The sequence below is a fragment of the Monashia sp. HAY1-11D genome, assembly GCF_056868035.1.
In genome coordinates this window covers 873949-891755 of sequence record NZ_CP200320.1, presented here as the reverse complement: position 1 = coordinate 891755, position 17807 = coordinate 873949, and the positions used below count along the sequence as shown (strand labels likewise).

Annotated in this window: 20 protein-coding genes and 1 riboswitch; of the genes, 15 read left to right on the top strand and 5 right to left on the bottom strand. The window is 69.6% G+C overall.

Annotation, left to right across the window (positions count from 1 at the left end; all coding sequences use genetic code 11):
* Window positions 1-340: 340 nt before the first annotated feature.
* Both AC1VM9_RS04070 and AC1VM9_RS04065 read left to right on the top strand, forming a co-directional pair.
* A complete protein-coding gene (locus AC1VM9_RS04070; RefSeq protein WP_483121337.1) occupies window positions 341-763 on the top strand; it encodes a DUF1003 domain-containing protein in 423 nt (140 codons plus the stop codon).
* A 1077-nt stretch (window positions 764-1840) separates the two neighbouring features.
* Window positions 1841-2197, top strand: a complete 357-nt coding sequence (locus AC1VM9_RS04065; RefSeq protein WP_483121335.1) for a DUF1622 domain-containing protein — start codon at window positions 1841-1843, stop codon at window positions 2195-2197.
* 189 nt (window positions 2198-2386) lie between these two features.
* Here AC1VM9_RS04065 and AC1VM9_RS04060 read toward each other — a convergent pair whose 3' ends face one another.
* Together AC1VM9_RS04060 and AC1VM9_RS04055 are read right to left on the bottom strand one after the other, a co-directional pair.
* Entirely contained in the window at window positions 2387-3082 is a 696-nt protein-coding gene (locus tag AC1VM9_RS04060; RefSeq protein WP_483121334.1) for an SCO family protein, read from the bottom strand.
* A gap of 131 nt (window positions 3083-3213) precedes the next feature.
* Complete coding sequence (locus AC1VM9_RS04055; RefSeq protein WP_483121332.1) at window positions 3214-4824, bottom strand: chloride channel protein; 1611 nt, start codon at window positions 4822-4824, stop codon at window positions 3214-3216.
* On the opposite strand from AC1VM9_RS04055, the gene AC1VM9_RS04050 reads away from it, so the two are divergent.
* Window positions 4808-5533: a MarR family winged helix-turn-helix transcriptional regulator gene (locus tag AC1VM9_RS04050; protein ID WP_483121330.1), complete on the top strand. Its 726-nt coding sequence runs from the start codon at window positions 4808-4810 to the stop codon at window positions 5531-5533. The two genes, AC1VM9_RS04055 and AC1VM9_RS04050, sit on opposite strands and share 17 nt — an antisense overlap.
* Before the next feature lie 71 nt (window positions 5534-5604).
* Here AC1VM9_RS04050 and AC1VM9_RS04045 read toward each other — a convergent pair whose 3' ends face one another.
* On the bottom strand, window positions 5605-5925 hold the full coding sequence (locus AC1VM9_RS04045; protein WP_483121328.1) for a hypothetical protein: 321 nt from the start codon (window positions 5923-5925) through the stop codon (window positions 5605-5607).
* A 281-nt stretch (window positions 5926-6206) separates the two neighbouring features.
* Window positions 6207-6401, bottom strand: coding sequence for a hypothetical protein (locus AC1VM9_RS04040; RefSeq protein WP_483121327.1), 195 nt, complete (start codon window positions 6399-6401; stop codon window positions 6207-6209).
* Between the two features lie 94 nt (window positions 6402-6495).
* Here AC1VM9_RS04040 and AC1VM9_RS04035 point away from each other — a divergent pair, with 94 nt between their 5' ends.
* The 4 genes from AC1VM9_RS04035 to AC1VM9_RS04020 all read left to right on the top strand — a co-directional run bounded on the left by AC1VM9_RS04035 (window position 6496) and on the right by AC1VM9_RS04020 (window position 9099).
* The gene (locus tag AC1VM9_RS04035) at window positions 6496-6825 is read left to right on the top strand and encodes a PadR family transcriptional regulator (protein WP_483121325.1); all 330 of its coding nucleotides are present in this window, start codon (window positions 6496-6498) and stop codon (window positions 6823-6825) included.
* An 89-nt stretch (window positions 6826-6914) separates the two neighbouring features.
* The gene (locus tag AC1VM9_RS04030) at window positions 6915-7217 is read left to right on the top strand and encodes a hypothetical protein (RefSeq protein ID WP_483121323.1); all 303 of its coding nucleotides are present in this window, start codon (window positions 6915-6917) and stop codon (window positions 7215-7217) included.
* 394 nt (window positions 7218-7611) lie between these two features.
* Window positions 7612-8460 carry a polysaccharide deacetylase family protein gene (locus tag AC1VM9_RS04025; protein ID WP_483121322.1) on the top strand — a complete coding sequence of 283 codons (849 nt, stop codon included), beginning with the start codon at window positions 7612-7614 and terminating at the stop codon, window positions 8458-8460.
* Between the two features lie 315 nt (window positions 8461-8775).
* Window positions 8776-9099: an ANTAR domain-containing protein gene (locus AC1VM9_RS04020; protein ID WP_483121320.1), complete on the top strand. Its 324-nt coding sequence runs from the start codon at window positions 8776-8778 to the stop codon at window positions 9097-9099.
* A 935-nt stretch (window positions 9100-10034) separates the two neighbouring features.
* Here AC1VM9_RS04020 and AC1VM9_RS04015 read toward each other — a convergent pair.
* Window positions 10035-11492, bottom strand: coding sequence for a right-handed parallel beta-helix repeat-containing protein (locus AC1VM9_RS04015; RefSeq protein ID WP_483121319.1), 1458 nt, complete (start codon window positions 11490-11492; stop codon window positions 10035-10037).
* Between the two features lie 558 nt (window positions 11493-12050).
* Here AC1VM9_RS04015 and AC1VM9_RS04010 point away from each other — a divergent pair.
* From AC1VM9_RS04010 to AC1VM9_RS03975, 8 genes are all read left to right on the top strand, one after another.
* On the top strand, window positions 12051-12263 hold the full coding sequence (locus tag AC1VM9_RS04010; RefSeq protein WP_483121317.1) for a hypothetical protein: 213 nt from the start codon (window positions 12051-12053) through the stop codon (window positions 12261-12263).
* The gene (locus AC1VM9_RS04005) at window positions 12260-12745 is read left to right on the top strand and encodes a sensor histidine kinase (RefSeq protein WP_483121315.1); all 486 of its coding nucleotides are present in this window, start codon (window positions 12260-12262) and stop codon (window positions 12743-12745) included. The genes AC1VM9_RS04010 and AC1VM9_RS04005 overlap by 4 nt, the downstream gene beginning before the upstream one ends.
* A complete protein-coding gene (locus tag AC1VM9_RS04000; protein WP_483121313.1) occupies window positions 12742-13437 on the top strand; it encodes a response regulator in 696 nt (231 codons plus the stop codon). The genes AC1VM9_RS04005 and AC1VM9_RS04000 overlap by 4 nt, the downstream gene beginning before the upstream one ends.
* A 268-nt stretch (window positions 13438-13705) precedes the next feature.
* Window positions 13706-14473 carry an ABC transporter ATP-binding protein gene (locus tag AC1VM9_RS03995; protein ID WP_483121311.1) on the top strand — a complete coding sequence of 256 codons (768 nt, stop codon included), beginning with the start codon at window positions 13706-13708 and terminating at the stop codon, window positions 14471-14473.
* A gap of 10 nt (window positions 14474-14483) precedes the next feature.
* On the top strand, window positions 14484-15245 hold the full coding sequence (locus AC1VM9_RS03990) for an ABC transporter permease (protein WP_483121310.1): 762 nt from the start codon (window positions 14484-14486) through the stop codon (window positions 15243-15245).
* Window positions 15246-15315: 70 nt separating this feature from the next.
* Window positions 15316-16089, top strand: coding sequence for a MerR family transcriptional regulator (locus tag AC1VM9_RS03985; protein ID WP_483121309.1), 774 nt, complete (start codon window positions 15316-15318; stop codon window positions 16087-16089).
* 125 nt (window positions 16090-16214) lie between these two features.
* A riboswitch (SAM riboswitch) is annotated at window positions 16215-16327 on the top strand.
* 32 nt (window positions 16328-16359) lie between these two features.
* Window positions 16360-16431, top strand: a complete 72-nt coding sequence (locus tag AC1VM9_RS03980; protein ID WP_483123967.1) for a putative leader peptide — start codon at window positions 16360-16362, stop codon at window positions 16429-16431.
* 349 nt (window positions 16432-16780) lie between these two features.
* Window positions 16781-17803 (top strand): ABC transporter substrate-binding protein, encoded by a 1023-nt coding sequence (locus AC1VM9_RS03975; RefSeq protein WP_483121307.1) that lies wholly within the window; start codon window positions 16781-16783, stop codon window positions 17801-17803.
* Window positions 17804-17807 lie beyond the last annotated feature (4 nt).

Genomic DNA, 17807 nt, shown 5'->3' with positions numbered 1-17807 from the left:
GGACGCCACTGCGAGGCCGACATGGTCGCGCCAGTCGGCGCACCCACTTCTTCCCGCTCCCCGCGTTCAGTGACGGTGTGAAAGGTGCGTCTATCCGCCGCTTGCCGGCCGGGGTGCCTCTCACCCTCATCCTGCCGATGAGCGTGCGAGACGCTGGACACCCTGAGTGCCCGACCAGCAGGACCGCTACGCGAAGTTCGCTTTGCGGTAGGTATGGGCATCCCGCTCACATCGCCCGGGTCGCACACCAACCACGGTGCTGTTGCCAGGCAGAGAAGCTCGATCCCTCGTGGCCAGGAGCAGCGCGACGTCCGTGTCGTTCGGTCCTACGGTGATCTGCATGAGCGATGTGACCGTTGCCGCGCAGCAACACAGGCATCCCGCCTTCAACGAGATCCTTCAGCAGCGCGCCGAAGACTTCCAGTTGCGAACGGCCGACAGGATCACGGCCTTCGCGGGCTCGATGGGGTTCGTGTACCTACACGCCGCGGTGTTCGCGGTGTGGATGCTCGTCTTCGAGAGGAGCCCTTGGCCCACCCTGACGCTGGTCGTCTCGCTCGAGGCGATCTTCCTGTCGACGTTCGTCATGATTGGCCAGAACCGTCAGGCCGCATTTGCGTCGGCTAAAGCGGCGCACGATTTCAACGAGTCGGAGCTTGAGCTCAAGACGAACACCGACTTGACACGCCAAATACACGTGCTGACCACGGAACTCCATCGCCGCCTGCTTACGGACCCAAGCGACGGAGACACCAGCCCGTGACCCGAGCAAGATTCCATCCACTGCGCGCTCAGAGCCCAGATGTTTGGTCACCCGACGTCGGACCACACCGCCGCGTCTCGGCCACAGCGTTGGCGAGTGGATCACGCTCAGGCGAGCTGGGGAGCGCCGGATTCACAGGTTCCATAGTCCGTGAGGGCGAAGAAGCAGAACGACTTCGTCTTCCAGCGCCCTGGCGGTGAAGCGGTCCGCAGTGGCGGCCCAGCTAACCTCGGGCGAAAGTCGGGCCGCGGGCCCGTGGACACCTGGGGGTACTCCTAGGTGTCCATGGAACCTCCTTCGGCCCGTGTAGGCGAGCCTGCGAAGACCGAAGGGCAAGGACGAGATGTCAGGCGTTGTGGCCGGACATGCTCCCACGAGTGATGGCCGGGGTGCCAGGCGCTGCCCGCGGATCTGGACGACGACCAGCCGGGCCGTGACCTCGCACAGCGCCATGGAGACCAGGGCCAGCGGCCAGGCTGCCGCGCTGATGTGGTGGACGATGCTGAAATCGCGGATGTCCGGCCCGGCGCCGTGCTCCAGAGCGAATACGAAGACCAGTCGAGCGCTGATGCCGATGAGCAGCAGGGTCGCCGCCACGGCGCCCACGCGGGCGAACCGGGTGCCATCAGCGTCGGCACGGACGTGCGTGACGTAGCCGCACAGGACACCGAGTCCCAGCCCTAGCAGGGTGAGGGCAGCAACCAGGGCCAGGTCGGAACCGCCGGTGGGGATGGTGTTGCACGTAGTGCGTGGCGACGAAGACCACGAGGGCCATCGGAGCGATGATGCTTCGCGCGTCGAGGCACCGCTTGCGGGCCTGGCACAGTACGACGAGGAGGAAGACCGCGTTGATGAGGTAGTCGGTAAGAGCCATGGCTCAAGGCTGCGCGGCACGCACGACCTGCGTCGTCGTCGCCGAGGTTGATCAGTGGTTGACCCGTCGCTCAACCCTCGGGCCTACCATCGCAGGACCGGCGGCAGATGCGGGCGTCGAGGTTGCGACTGCGGCACCATTCGGGTTTGAACAGTTGGGTTCCCGACCGGGGTCTTGTTGTAGGGATAAGAATCAGGAGCGGCGTGGACTTCAGCGAGGCAATTGAGCTGGCCGGCAAAGCCATCGACACGGCTGGTGTGGCCGTGCTGGTCGTCGGCGCCGTGGTCGCAGCCGTGCGCGCTGCTCATAACGCCAGGACGCATCAGCCAGACGTATACCGGCGGTTCCGACAACAGCTGGGACGCTCCATCCTCCTCGGCCTTGAACTGCTCGTGGCCGCTGACATCATCCGCACCGTCGCCGTGACACCCACCTTGGCGAGCGTCTTGGTCCTCGCTCTCATCGTGGCTATCCGGACCTTTCTCAGCTTCTCCCTCGAACTCGAGATCACCGGCCGGTGGCCGTGGCAGAAGACGCCCGAGGGGCCCGGCGCGGATTAGCGCCTGATGTGCCGTGACAACCGGCCCCCGATCGTTCGCTATAAACAGCGCGGAATTCGGGCGCTTGTGTGGAACGGGGAGTTCGCCTTCGGTCGCAACGTGCCGGACGACAAAGGATCTCGGACCGAGGACGGCGCGAAGAGGTGAGCGGTAGAGGGTGTCGTTCTCGCCGCGGCGTGGAGCCGTCGGTCACTCGCGGCGAAGCCAGTCGAGGACCTGCCGTGCCTGCGGCTCGGTCCAGCTGGACGCGTCCGGCGAGGCGACGTTGTGGTGTCCCTCCTCGTTCATGAAGCGGTAGAGGGTCGGTGGGACGGTACCGGGCGTGGTGTGGGGCGGCCCTTCGAGGACGAACCGCTCGTTTCCTCGCCGGTCGAGGAAGAACACCTCGTCGGAGTGCTGCACGTCGTAGGTGAGCGGCTCGCCGGTACGCCAGTTGCGAGGTCCTTGCGGTCCGGTGGGCGTGGCTACCTTCTGGCGCCACACTCCGAGGTAGTCCCACAGCGAGTTGACCACCTTCGCGGACCCGGTGAGTGTCAGCCAGTTGGCGGGCGCCGGGCTGAAGAGCTTCCGGTACGCGGCGAGCTGGGGTCGGGTGTCGCGGGCCGGGTCGACGGTGATGGACAGGAAGACGGTGTCGTGGTGCCGATCGGTGCGGAGCTCGTCGCGCGCCGTGGCCACCAGGGTGGCGGTGTCCAGTGGGCAGGTCTCCTGGCACAGGGTCATGGAGTCGGAGAGCATGACCAGCTCGCCGCTCAGGTCCCGAAGGCGAACCGTCGCACCACTGGGGGTGGTGAAGGGTAGGTCGAGGATGCGGGCGGGGATCTGTGCGTCTAGTGCCGTTCCCACAGATGGACCGGGTGCCGCAGGGGCGGCCGGTTTGTTCATGGCGGCTGGCGCCGAGCCGCTGCACGCCGAGACCGACAGGGCGGCGAGGGCCATCGAGGCCGCCGCCCGCAGGGGCCGCCGGGACGCGGGGGCGGCGCTCGCCGGGGCTCGACGAAGGGGGTGCTGTCGAGTCAATTGCGGCTCGCCTCCACCAGCAGGTCGTGGTAGCTGAGCCACCCGACCACGGCGCCGTTCGCGTCGAGGACGGGCATGGCGCTCGTGCCGTTGCGGCTGAGCGTCTCGGTTGCCGTGGGCAGGAGGTCGTCCTCGGTGATGGTCACGGGCATCTCGGTTGCCAGGCTGGCGGCAGCGGTGTCGTGCCGTCCGTCGGCCAGGGCGTCGGAGACTCCGCGTGCCGTGACCACCCCGAGGTAGTCGCCGGAGTCGTCCACCACGGGCAGGATCCCGAACTGGGACTCGCCCAGGGCGGCGGCGACCTGGGCCAGTCCGGCGTGCCGGGGGACCGCCGGGGGGACTGCGGTCATCACGTCTCGCACGCGTCGGTGGTCGTGGGCCACGGCCTCGCGTGGGGTCCCGAGGTCCACCCCACGACGCCGCAGCTTCAGGGTGTAGATGGTGTCGCCGGTGATGGCGTGGCTGACGCCCGTCGCAAGCACGATCGCGGTCATCAGCGGCAGGATGATGGTGTACTCACCGGTGAGCTCGAAGACGATCAGGACCGCCGTGATGGGGGCGCGGGCCGCGCCGGCGAAGACGGCTCCCATGCCGATGAGGCCGTAGGCGCCGACAGAGCCGGCGGTCCCGGGAGACACCTGGTGCACGGCCTCGCCGAAGGCGGATCCGAGCATCGCGCCGATGAACAGGCTCGGGGCGAACACGCCGCCGGAGCCGCCGATTCCGATGGTGAGGCTGGTGGCGAGCATCTTGCCCAGCAGGAGGACGACGAGGAAGCCCACGGCGTACCGGCCGTCGATGGCATCGCCCAGCACCGGATAGCCGACGCCGTACATCTGCGGGAGCAGGAGCAGGACCAGGCCGAGGGCCACGCCGCCGATCGAGGGTCGCAGCCACTCGGGCCCGCGCCAGACCGCGTCGCAGACGTCCTCGACGGCATAGAGGACGCGGGTGAACAGCACCCCCACCAGACCGGCGAGGATGCCGAGCGCGGCGAACAGCAGGTACTCCTGCGGGGCGGTGACGGTGAAGGCGGGCAGCTGCAGGAACGGGACGTCTCCGAGGACTGCGCGTCCGATGACGCTGGAGACCACGGAGGCGAGAACCACCATGCCGAAGGCCTGCGCGGTGAAGTCGGCCAGGATGAGCTCCATGGCGAAGAAGACGCCGGCCAACGGGGCGTTGAACGTGGCGCTGATCCCCGCCGCGGCGCCACAGGCCACGAGCACCCGAAGGCGTGGCTCCGCCAGTCGGCTCCACCGGCCGGCGCTCGATCCGAGGGCCGAGCCGATCTGCACGATCGGACCCTCACGACCCACCGAGCCTCCACCGCCGATGCACAGCGCCGAGGCGAGGGCCTTCACCGCCGCGACCTGGGGGGCGATGCGCCCGCCGCGGTGCGCGACGGCATACATCACCTCCGGAACGCCGTGCCCGCGCGCCTCGCGGGCGAACGCCTGGACCAGGGGACCGTAGAGCAGTCCGGCCACGACGGGGGCCAGGACGACGAACCAGCGCCCAAGGGCCGGAACGCCCGGATGTGCCGCACCCGGCGAGGCCGCGTAGTCGACGTGCCCGGAGAACAGGCGGGTGAAGGCGGTGATCAACCAGCGGAAGGCCACGGCGAATCCGGCGGCCGCTGCACCGACGGCGAGGGCCAAGGCCAACAACCCCGTGCTCGAGGTACGGAGCCAGACGGCAGCTCTGTCAGAGGAAAGGCCGACGAGTCGTTGCGTCCGTGGTGGGACGAAGGCCGCTGGAGACATGGATTGCATTATGCAATCATTGTCCGGCGCAACGCAAAGCCAGTCGAGATGGGTGGAACAGGGGGAGGACATGTCACGTGAGGAGTCCCGCGTCGATGAGCTGGTGACGGCGCTGCTGACGGCGTCCCGTGTCCTGGTGGGCGTGTCGGCCAGGTCGTTGGCCGAGGTCGAGGACACCGTGACCGTGACGCAGTTCAGGGTGCTCGTCGTGCTGCGGGGGCACGGGGAGACGCGGCTGAACCGTCTGGCCGACCGCTTGGATGTCAGCCCGTCGACGGCGCTGCGAACGGTCGACCGCCTCATCGCCCGGGCTCTGGTGAGCCGGAGGGAGAACGCCGAGGACCGGCGTGAGGTGGTCATCGAGCTGACGGCCCGCGGCCGCCGCGTGGTCGACCGGGTGACCGCACGCCGCCGCGACGCCATCCGCGAGATCGTCCGGGCCATGCCCCACCAGCAGGTCAGCCGGCTGGTCGAGGCACTCAGCGCCTTTGCCGCCGCCGCGGACGAGCCTGCGGCAGCGCTGGACGCCGCCGGCGCGTTGGGCTGGTGAGGAGCATCACCGACAGCACGCCATGCAGCTCCGGCTCCGCCCGCCGCGGTCGTGGTCGTATCTCTCCAAGGTCAGTGGATGCCCCGCCGTGCAACGACTCGCCCGAGCAGGGCGGACACGGCGCCGAGGGCCGCGAGGAAGCAGAAGCCTGGGTTTCCTGTGCTCGGAGTCAGGCCGACACCTGCCGACTGCTCGCCTCGAATGAACGTGTAGAGGCGCTGCTGCCACGGCAAGTAGCACTGATCTCGACCCAGCTCCCCCTGGATCTGCCCGGCGAGGGGCGCTTCAACCCATGGGTCCGGCGCCTCCGGACCGAACACGGTCGCCAGCCCCTCGTGGACCACGCCGCACTCGGCGCAGACCAGCCCCACTCGCCCACGGAACAAGTGCATGGTCGCCATCTTGCCTCGCGACCGCGCGACAAGCGCTAGCAACCGCCTTCTGTGCTTGCTGACCCCGCTCCGCGCGGCACGAGCGGATATGCAAACGCGCCAACCGTGAACCCCCGGTGCTCCGGAGTGTGGCGCTTGCATGACGTCAGTGACCACGGTCTGCCTACGGAGCGCGTCATCTGCGGCCGCGGCCGGGGAGGTCCTTGGCCGGACCTGTCCTGGCGCTGAGCGGTGCCGGGGCGGCGCGGACAGCGCGTGGTCGCGTGTGCCCGGCGTGCGGTTCAGGGCATGATGCCGCCGCCGATCGGCACGTCAGGCTGCTTGCCGCAGTCGAGGCATTCCTGGTAGCGAGCTCCGTAGTCCGCACTGTCCGGGTAGCGGTGCGTGCGCCACCGGTGCCACAGATGCAGGCGGCACCACCACCGGCCGGCGTGGAGCTGCTCTTGGCCCGGTTCGCGATGTCTGTTCTCATCCATGGGGGTCTCACCCCTCCTTGCTAACGATGCCCCTCGGCGACGCAGCGCTTGCGGGCTTCCTTGAACTCTACCTAGGCCTAGGTAGAGTTCAAGCATGGCTCCGGCACCGCGAATGACGCTGACCACGCAGCTCGTGCTGCGTGCCCTGCTCGCCGAGCCCGGCACAGAGCTGTACGGCGCGCAGATCGGAGATGCCGCAGGCCTCATGAGCGGGACCGTGCATCCGATCCTGGCCCGCCTCGAGGCGGCCGGTTGGGTGTCGTCGCGTTGGGAGGACATCGACCCGGTCCAGGCGGGAAGGCCGGCGCGTCGGTACTACCGGCTCACCGGTGACGGCGTCGAGCAGTCCCGCGCCCGACTGGCTGAGACGCGAGCCCCGCACCCGGGGCGCCTGGCGCCACGACCAGTAGCAGGCGAATCATGAGCGGGCCCCGGCCGGCGGATGTGCCGCCCGTACGCCGAACGGCCGAACTCCTCACCCGGACCAGCACGCTCGCCCTACCCCGCGGACACGTGCGTGAGCGGTACCGGGCCGAACACCACGCCGAACTCTCCGCCCTCGAGCCATCCCACCAGGTGCCGTACGCGCTCGGCGCGCTCTCCACCGCGTGGGCCCTCAAGCGCGCCGTCACCAAGCAATCTCGAATGGGCCCGGAAGCCGTGCAGCGCAAGCCCCTGATGTGCCAGCTCAACCTGCACCACACCTACAAGCGCCACCACCACCCAGAAGGCGGCTGGTACCGCCAGTGCAGCCGATGCGGCAAAGACCACCCCAGCATCGGCAACGGACCGATGGACTGGCTCAGCGGCGGGTAACGCCGTCGAGTCGACAGCTCCACCCCACTGCGCCCGCCGGGCGCGACTCCCAGCAGGATGATCCCATTGCGGCATATGAGTGCGTTGCCGCAGCGGTCTGAGCCCGCATGCCGGCCTTGCTTGGCCGGCAGGTCGACGACCCTCTCAACGAGGCGGCGGCCGTGGAGACGCGCGTCAAGGTCCCGCAAGGGCTGGGCGTGCATTTGCGCGTTCTCAGTTTCGCCTTCTACCTTCTTCCACGGCCGAGGAGAACTTCATGTCGCCCAGGGCGATGGCGCGAGACCTGAGGGCCTCTCATAGCCCGGACCCGGACAGGAGCACGACGCATGACCGTAAGCCGGCGGGCTCTGCTCGTGGCGGGAGCGGCGTCGGCGTTCGGCACCGCGCTCGCCGCATGTTCGGCTCCCGGCCTGCCGTCGGGGAACACGCTCGCGTCGAGCACCCCGGTCCGCGGCCCGGCCCCGACGCCAACCACGGGACCCGCCCCGTCGGCGACATCGTCACCCGGCGTGTCGGCCGGCCACGGCGCAAGCCTGCCCACGCGGCGCAGGTCGAGGCCCGCTACGCCGGGCGGCTGCCGACTGTCTGGGGGCTCAACATCCCGGGTGTCGTCACGCGGACGGCGGACTCCGGCCCAACGCTGGCGCTGACCTTCGACGCCTGCGGCGGCCGGAATGGCAACGGCTACGACGCCGCCCTCATCGAGCTGCTCAGGGCCGAGCAGACGAAGGCGACGCTGTTCCTCAACAAGCGGTGGGTGGACGCACACCCGGCCGAGTTCCACGACTTGGCTAGAGACTCGCTCTTCGACATCGCCAACCACGGCACCCGACACGCGCCGCTCTCGGTCTCCGGGAAGGCGGCATACGGTATCGCCGGCACGCGAAGCCCGGCCGAGGCGTACACCGAGGTTGTCGAGAACGCGCTCGACCTGCAGCACCGGCTCGGCCGGCCGGTGATGCTCTTCCGTCCCGGCACCGCCTACTACGACGACGTCGCGGTTCGTATCGTGCGAGACATGGAGATGACCCCCGTCGGCTTCGACGTCAACGCGGACGGGGGCGCCACTTTCGCGCCCCGCCAGGTCGAGTCTGCGCTCCGCGCCGTGCGACCGGGATCCATCGTCATCGCCCACATGAACCAGCCGCACCACGGGACCGCGGCCGGCTTCCGGGCTGCCCTGCCTTGGCTCAGGGACGTCGGCTACGGTTTCGTCCACCTGCGAGACCACGTCCCGTCCTAGCTCGGAGAGAGGGCTCCCAGGCGCCCCGCCCAACGTACGCGGCGGCCGGTGTCCCGCGATGCGCCTGGGCGGCCGCGGCCGGTGGTGCGTCGAGCGCACCCGGCTCGAAGCGTGGACCGAGCAGCAGCACGAGGCCACCGCCCAATGGATCAAGGACAACCCCTGCAGAGCTGAGCCGGCGTCAAGCCCTGTACACCGCTGTATGCCGTCCCGCCTCTCGGGAGCTATGGTCGAAGGGCCGATCGGGCAGTGCGCCGGTGCCGGGGCGGCCGTGCCGAGCAATCGCAACCCCCGCCACGCGTTGAGGAGGGCCGCATGGCTCAACCCGGCGATTCCGCCGCAGCTCGGGAGCCCGACGAGGCGTCTCTGACCATCGAGGAGCGCCTGGAGCGGGCGAAGGAGAAGATCGCCAACCTGCACCGGGCCCTAGACCACAGTCGAGACATCGGCGCCGCCGTGGGCATCATCATGGCGATGCGCAAGGTGTGCCGGGACGAGGCGTTCGACCTGTTGCGCGAAGCATCGATGCGCACCAACACCAAGCTCCACCTGCTCGCGCTCGAGGTGCAGCAGACCGGCTGCCTCCCCGAGGGTGTGCGTCCGGCCCTACCCATTCCGGACTCCGACGTGGCATCCTGACGCGCACGTGTCCGCGCCGCGCATCTGGGTAGGCAGAGACCCGAGGCGCCGCCTCAAACAGCCGGGGCGGTGCCGCCCCAGACTCCACCACCTACGTCTTCGCATTCGGCGGACACGGGAGCTGCTCCGTGCCAGCGTGGAATTCGGATCGACAACCGTTTGAGCCCGCCGGGACGGCACATCGGGCATTTCAGCCCACAACCCCAGAGCCTCGCACAACTCCCTCACCCACCGGGGGGACACGGGCCTAGGCACATCGGGTGGCAGGCCCCCGAGCGCAGGGTGGACCCCGCGGAGCGAGCCGCGCGGCGGGGGTGCCTTTGCGCCATCAGAAGGGCTATCTCGGCGCGCGCGGTCGGCTCCTAGGTCGGAGCCTGTGCGGCGAGGGGGCCTGCACCGGCTGCCCGCAGCGCTGGCTCGTCTCGGTCGCGGCCGAGGCGAACTCCCCATGGTCGAGCCCGGGCGTCTCTTCCTTCGCGTGCACCCGCCGGCGCGGGTCGTGCATGGTTCGACGCGGCTCGGGCGACATCGCACATGCCAACGACAATGCAGAGCGACAGCCCTGGGCAACCCTGAACCGCGCTGCTGTCGCGGCCCCTCGAAGGACTAGGTAAGGGCACGTGTTCCGTTCAGCCGCCGGACCATCGTCGATCGCCGTGGGAGCGGGGCGGACGTCGGCGAGCTTGGCCAGTCGCAGCGTGTTCCAACTCCTACGGGGCACTCTGCTACTGCGTACGAGCGACGGAGGCTCCACAGGGCAGTTCGGGTCATTCGCGTCGGGGTACGCCCGATGGGTGGCATGAGCGGGTGCCGAGCCCTGACCTCACAGGGTTGCCTGTGGGTAGGGCCTCGTCTCGCGCGCGAACACCCTTCAGTGTCCGCTTCGGTGTTTGGCGTCAAGGCTGGCTCGGCTCGTGCTCCTGGTCGGAGCCCGGTCAACGAGGCGGCTGGAACTCGTAAGCGCCGCGGTCGTCATAGGGACGCGCGCCGACGCCGGTGTTGACGGTGGCCGGATCGTCGACGCGGGGGCGGGAGGCGGCGTCGGTGCTCGCCTGGCTCGGCGCGGCGGAGTTCGCCGAGTCGATCGCCGGCGAGCCGGGCTGGAGCGTGAGGTCGCGGCCGGAGGGGTTGGCCAGGCGCGGGTCGGCCTGCAGCCCGCTGGGCTCCTGGCCGCTCGCGGCCTGGAAGCTTGCCAACGAGCCGTAGGACGTCGACCCCCACACCATCATCGTGCCGGCCACGCTGAGGTCCACGAGGTCGAAGTCGAGGCTCGTCCCGACCTGGGAGGCGGCATCGACGCGGATGTTGCCCTTGGTCCTCGGGCACTTCACCGTCCCGCCGGTGCCGTCCGGGCACCCGATGGCGTTGTCGACGGCGATGTTGTTCGCGATCCTGAAGCCGGTGTTCGTCCCTGCCGGGACGCCCTCGAGGTTGATGCCCGACGTCGCGTTGCCGTGCACGGTGTTCCCGACCACCGTGCCTCCCGTGACCCCGAAGTTGTCGATGCCGTGGTCGCCGGTGATGCAGCCGGCGGTGTTGCCGGTGGGCGGCGCGCTGCAGTTGGACGGCACCACGGTCGTGAACCCCATGTTGTGGTAGCTGACGTTGTTGACGATCCTGTTGCGGTCACCGCCCGGAAACACCTGGATGCCGGAGTCCTCGTTGTCGTGGACCCGGTTGCCGCTGACGAGGTTGCCGGGGGACCGCAGGTCGATCCCCACGGCGTTGCGCACGTAGCCGTAGGCATTCCACGAGCTCTCGTTGCCCACGAGCTGGTTGCCGGTGGAGCCGTTCGTCAGGAAGATCCCCGACGCGGAGTTGTTGGTCACGAGGTTGCCCTTGACCACCGAACCGGTCACCGCGTTGAGGTACATCCCGTACGCGGTGGCCCCGGCCACGCGCCGCCCGGACGTCTGCACCGTGTTGCCCGACAGGGTCACGCCCTTGGCGTTGTAGACGTAGATGCCGTCCTTCGTGGTGTTCCGGATCCTGAAGCCGGACACCGTGATCCAGCTCTGGTTGGAGATCGTGAAGCCGTGCCGTGGGCCCGAGATGGTCACCGTCGCCCCGGTCACCGGGCGAAAGGTGATCGGTGATCCCTGCACGCCGGAGTGCCAGGGGAAGACCTCCCCGGTGTACGTGCCGCTGTAGACGACGACGATCTGGCCGGCGACCGCGACCTTGGCGGCCTTGACGATGGTGCAGTAGGGAAGGGTCGAGGTGCCCGACCCGGCGTCCGAGCAGCTCGTGCCCCGGACGAAGACGTAGGTCTGGGCACCGTCGGCGGCGCCCTGAGGGACTGCCGCCAGTCCCGAGGCCGCGAGGACGCCGGCGGCGACCACCGTGCGGCCCCTGCGAGCCCGCAGGTGCTGCGACGTTCGTGAGCAAGGCATGTCCGGATCCCGTGTTGTCCCGGCCCCGCGCTTCTTGCGGTCCGAGGTCAAGTCTGGGAAACCATCGGACGCGACGCTTCCGCCGACAGGCCGAGGACGCCCTACGTCGATCGGTGGACCCGGCCGCGTTGGCGCGGTCCGTCGTCGAGATGCCTCGCACGTCCTAACGGGCCTGGCAGCCCGGGAAGGTGTTCACCGTGCGCCGGGATCATGCCGGTCGCGACGACGTCCGCCGCGACCGCTCGCGCACGTCCTCGTAGTCGCCGCCGAGGTGGCGCGACCCCTCCGCTGGCGTTTCGCCGCTGACTCGGGCGCGGGCCGCACCACCGACGGGCGTGACGGGTGTCAGTTGCTGAGGGCGGGGCGGAGGAGCAGCGGCCCGGGCTCACGTATGAGGCGCTTGTGGCGTCCTTTGCCCGCAGCCCCTGGTCCACGCGGCCGAGCGGCTGGAGGCACCCGAACGGCTTCGCGACGCGCTCCTCGCGGCGCTCGGTCACGACCTGCGCACGCCCCTGGCCTCGGCGCGGGCGGCCGTGAGCAAGCCTGCGCAGCGACGACGTGACGTGGTCGGAGGCCGAGCGGGCCGAGCTGCTCGCGACGGCCGAGGAGTCACTGGGCCGGCTCGGGAGCCTCGTCTCGGACCTGCTGGACCTCTCGCGGCTGCGGGCCGAGGTGCTCAGGGTGGTCCGCCAGCCGCTGTGGCTCGACGAGCTCGTGCCCCCGGCCCTCGACGAGCTCGGGCCCGGGCGGCGAAGGTCGTCATCGCCATGACGGACAACCTGCCACCCGCACTCGGAGATGCGGCGCTGGTCATGCGGGTGCTCGTCAACATCATCGGCAACGCGCTGCGGCACGCCCCCGGCGACGCGGCGCCGCTGGTGAAGGGCGCAGCCCACGGCGACCGGGTCGAGGTCCGCGTCGTCGACCACGGGCCCGGCATTCAAGCTCTGGACCGGGAGCGGGCCTTCAGCGCGTTCCAGCGGCTCGGGGACACCGACAACCGCACCGGGCTCGGCATCGGTCTCGCACTGTCACGGGGGCTCACCGAGGCGATGGACGGCACCCTCGAGCCGGAGGAGACCCCCGGCGGTGGCCCGACGATGGTGCTGCGACTTCCCGCGGCCCAGGGGGTGCCCGAGGCCTCCGACCCCAACCGCGCCGACCGCGCCGACCGCGCCGACGGCGCCGACGGCACAAACCATCACAGCGACGGCAGTGATTCCACCGACGCCGCCCAGGCAGGTGACCGGTGAGACGCGTCCTCGTCGTGGACGACGAGCCACAGCTGCTGCGTGCGCTGCGCATCAACCTCACGGCGCGGGACTACGAGGTCCACGTGGCCGCCTCCGGTGCGGAGGCGCTGCGGGTCGCCGCGGAGGTCGAACCCGACGTCGTCGTGCTCGACCTCGGGCTGCCCGACCTCGACGGCGTCCAGGTGATCGAGGGCCTGCGGGGGTGGACCGACGTGCCCATCATCGTCCTGTCCGGCCGGCAGGGCGGACCCGACAAGGTGGTCGCGCTCGACGCGGGCGCCGACGACTACGTGACGAAGCCCTTCGGCATGGACGAGCTCCTGGCGCGCATCCGCGCGATCACCCGACGGGTCACCGGCGGCGAGCCGCAGGTGGTCCCCGCGACGGTGTTCGGCGACGTCACCGTGGACCTGGCCGCGAAGGTCGTAACCCGGGCGACGGAATCCGGCGAGCCCGAGCGGGTCCGCCTCACGCCGACCGAGTGGGCCCTGCTCGAGGCGTTGGTCCGCAGCCCGGGCAAGCTGCTGTCCCAGCGTCACCTGCTCACGGAGGTCTGGGGCGCGGCCTACGTCAACCAGCCGGCGAACCTACGCCTCTACATGGCGCAGCTGCGCCGCAAGCTCGAGCCCGAGCCGAGCCATCCGCGCTTCCTGCTGACCGAACCGGGCATGGGCTATCGCTTCCAGCCGTGAAGCATCACGACCCTCAGCCGCCCCGGGCGCTCCAGCGGTGACGGTGAGCACGGCGCCCGACGTCATCACTCGCCGCGGGGTCGACGACGGCAGGGGCACAGCCCCAGCACGGTCGGAGTCCGCTCGACCTGGAGAACGGTCGTGAGCGGGTGACCTGGTCGCTTCCTGCGTGGGTCTGGTCGGTGCCGGCCTTGGTCGTCTCCGACGCAGCGCGGCGGGCGAGCAGGGGCTTGACCTTGACGCAGCGTCAAGGTTGGACGCTTGCGTCATGACCACGACACCAGCCATCGAGATCGTCGGACTGACCAAGTCCTACGGCGACCACGCGGTGCTCCGGGGCGTCGATCTGAGCATCCCGTCCGGCACCATCTTCGCGCTGCTCGGCTCCAACGGCGCCGGCAAGACCACCACCGTCAAGATCCTGTCGACCCTGCTCAAGGCGGACTGCGGGACCGCCACCGTCAGCGGGTTCGACGTCGCCACCCAACCGGCGAAGGTCCGCGAGTCGATCAGCCTCACCGGGCAGTTCGCCGCCGTCGACGAGGTCCTCACCGGGCGGGAGAACCTGCTGCTCGTGGCTCAGCTGCGACGACTGGAGGACCCGGGCAGGGTCGCGGACGGTCTGCTGGCGCGGTTCGCGCTGACCGACGCGGGCGGGCGCAGGGTCGCGACCTACTCAGGCGGCATGCGCCGTCGCCTCGACATCGCGATGAGCCTGATCGGCAACCCGCCCGTGCTCTTCCTCGACGAGCCGACGACCGGGCTCGACCCGCAGTCGCGGATCGAGGTGTGGAAGACCGTCCAGCAGCTCGCCGGCCAGGGGACCACGGTGCTGCTCACCACGCAGTACCTCGACGAGGCCGAGCACCTGGCCGACCGGATCGCGATCCTCCACGAGGGCCGGATCATCGCGAACGGCACCCTCGCCGAGCTCAAGCAGCTGCTCCCGCCGGCCACGGTCGAGTACGTCGAGAAGCAGCCGTCCCTCGAAGAGATCTTCCTAGCGGTCGTCGGCCACGGCGATCCCGTCACGTAAGGACCCCGCGATGACCACCCACTTCCTCAGCGACACCTCTGTCCTGCTCAAGCGCTCGCTGCGCCACATCCTGCGCAGCCCGGACACCATCATCACCACCGCTATCACGCCCATTGCCATGCTGTTGCTCTTCGTCTATGTCTTCGGTGGCGCGATCGATGTCGGCGGCGGCAGCTACGTCGACTACCTGCTGCCCGGGATCCTGCTCATCACCGTGGCCTCCGGCATCGCCTACACCGCCTTCCGGCTCTTCACCGATGTCTCGACGGGCATCGTCGAACGCTTCCAGTCGATGCCCATCGCCCGATCGGCGCTGCTGTGGGGCCACGTGCTGACTTCGGTCGTGGCGAACCTCGTCTCGCTCGCGCTCGTCGTGCTCGTCGCGCTGGCGATGGGATTCCGCTCTGGCGCAGGGGTTCTCGCGTGGCTTGCGGTCCTCGGGATCCTGGTCCTGTTCACTCTGGCGCTGACCTGGTTGGCCGTGATTCCCGGGCTGACCGCGAAGTCGGTCGACGGGGTGAGCGGGTTCTCCTACCCGCTGATCTTCCTACCGTTCATCAGCTCGGCGTTCGTGCCCACCTCTGGCATGCCCGGTCCCGTGCGTTGGTTCGCCGAGCACCAGCCGGTCACCTCGATCGTCGACACCATCCGCGGCCTCTACGCCGGGCAGCCGGTCGGCAACGACGCCTGGATAGCCGTCGCCTGGTGCGTCGGCCTGCTGGTTGTCGCCCACACCCTCGCGATGCGCACCTACCGCAGCAAGATCGCCTGACTCGGCGGGAGGCGACGACGGGTGGACACCGCGAAGCGCCATGACACCGCCGCGGCAGGAGAATGACGCCATGCTCACGATCAGCCAGCTCGCGTCGTACGCCGGCGTGACGGTACGCGCGGTACGGCACTACCACGCCAAGGGGCTGCTGCCCGAGCCCGGGCGCGACCAGTCCGGCTACCGGCGCTACGACGCTGCCGCCGTGGTCGAGCTTGTCAAGATCCGCACCCTGGCCGACGCCGGCGTACCTCTGTCGCGCGTGCATGAGCTGCTCACGGCACGGGACGAGGAGTTCGCGATGGCCGTCGAGGACATCGACCGCCGGCTGCGCGCCGAGATCCGCCAGCGCCGACGTCACCGGCAGCAGATCGCCAAGCTCGCGGCCGGCGAGAGCCTCACGCTGCCGCCGGAGGCCGTCGCGTACCTGGACCGGATGCGCCAGCTCGGGTTCCGGGAGCGGCTGATCGAGGTCGAGCGCGACAGCTGGATCCTGATCGCCGGCCAGATGCCGGATGCCGTGCCGGCCCTCATGGCCATCAAGCACGCCCAGATCGAACACGACGGGCTGCGTCGGCTGTATCTCGACATCGGAGACCTCGCCGACTGCGGGCCGGACGACCCGCGGCTGCCCGCGCTCGCAGACCGGGTCGCCGCCTTCATCGAGGCCGCGGCAGCCGAGGCCGTGGGCATCGAGGACGAACATCCCGTCAGCGAGGACCTGGTCGCCCTGTTGGACGCGGCGTTCGTCGAGTCCTTCCCGTGCGCGAACCACCTGCTGGAGCTCCTCGAGGAGCGCGGCTGGACGGGCTGGACCAACATCCGGCGCATGCACCCCGCGGTCTGACCCCCCCGCGGCATCGTCCGTCGACACCCGTCTTGCCGCGACCAGCGGGGACGCGTGTCTCGGCATGAGAGACCTTTTCCTATGGAACTGGTAGGTCTTGGCGTTGTCCCGCTACTGTCAGGACAGGTCACGAGATCCAGTGCCAAGCCCCGGCTCGCTGGACGGCAACCCTTCCTCGCGATGGGGTGCCCCGGGTGATGACACGGCGGCCGCCGACCGGTGGTCGCAAGCGCGAGGCTTCCTGCCTCACGTCTCTTCCGAGGACGACTCATGAACCACATGCTCACCGGCCGACGCCACGTCGACCTGCGGCGCGTGAGCAGCGCCCTCTGTCCCGCCTGAGCAAGTCCCCCGAAACGCGGCTGCGCGACGCCACGAGGATGTCCTGCTGCCCGCCATCGCCGCATCGCGTCTTCGCGCAGCGACTCGCGGACATGCCTGAACGACGTCGATCCGCGGCCGCCCGCGGACGCGCCTACAGGCTTTCCGCAGCCGGCCTGCTGACCACCTGCAGCTGACGCGGAACACCCGCCTGCTCCCGGAGTCCCGGTACGGCACTCGCCTCGGCATGCCCTCCCGGCGCGCGGATCATCACGGCTGCCCTTCTGATCCAGCCGCCGGGACCAGCCCTGCCTCCGCGTGACCCGCCGACGCCACTTGCCCGTCCATTCCCGCAGAAAGAAGCACCGACATGAAGAAGTTCCCCACACGGATCCTCGCCCTTCCTGCCGTGACCCTCCTCGTTGCCGGACTGGCCTCGGCCTGCTCCTCCGCCTCCGGGGCCGAGCAGAAGGACTCGGGCCCCGTCACGCTGCGCTACCAGGGATGGGCCAACTCCGTCACCCTCCCCGAGCTCGCCGAGGACCTCGGCTACTTCAAGGTCGTCAAGCTCAACTGGGTGGGCAACACCATCAGCGGCCCCCAGGACATCCAGTCCGCGGCGACGAACCAGACCGACTACGGCGGCGCCTTCGCCGGCGCGGTCGTCAAGCTGATCACGGCCGGCGCACCGGTCAAGGCCGTCATCAACTACTACGGCGAGGACGCGAAGACTTTCAACGGCTTCTACGTCAGGGCCGACAGCCCCATCCGGACGGCACGGGACCTCATCGGCAAGAAGATCGCCGTCAACACGCTCGGCGCGCACAGCGAGGCCGTCATCAACACCTGGCTGCAGAAGAACGGCCTCACACCCGACGAGATCAAGCAGGTACAGCTCGTCGTCGTGCCACCGAACGACACCGAGCAGGCCCTGCGTCGGGGTCAGGTCGACGTCGGGACGCTCGGTGGTGTCCTGCAGGACCACGCCGTCGCAGCGGGCGGACTGCGCCGCCTGTTCAGCGACTACGAGCTCTTCGGCGCCTTCAACGGCGGCCAGTACGTCCTACGCGACGAGTTCATCAAGGACCACCCGGACGCCGCCAAGGACTTCGTCACCGGCGTCGCCAAGGCGATCGAGTGGGAGCGCACCACCCCGCGTGAGCAGGTCATCGCCCGGTTCACCAAGATCATCGAGCAGCGCGGCCGCCACGAGAACACCGACAACCTCAAGTACTGGAAGAGCGTCGCGGTGACCGACCGCGGCATCATCTCCGATACCGACTTCACCCGCTGGGGCAGCTGGCTGCAGGAGAAGGGCTTCCTCAGCGGCAAGAAGCTCGACCCCGCCAGCTACTACACGAACGAGCTCAACGGGCTCGCGAAGGCCGGGTGAGCTC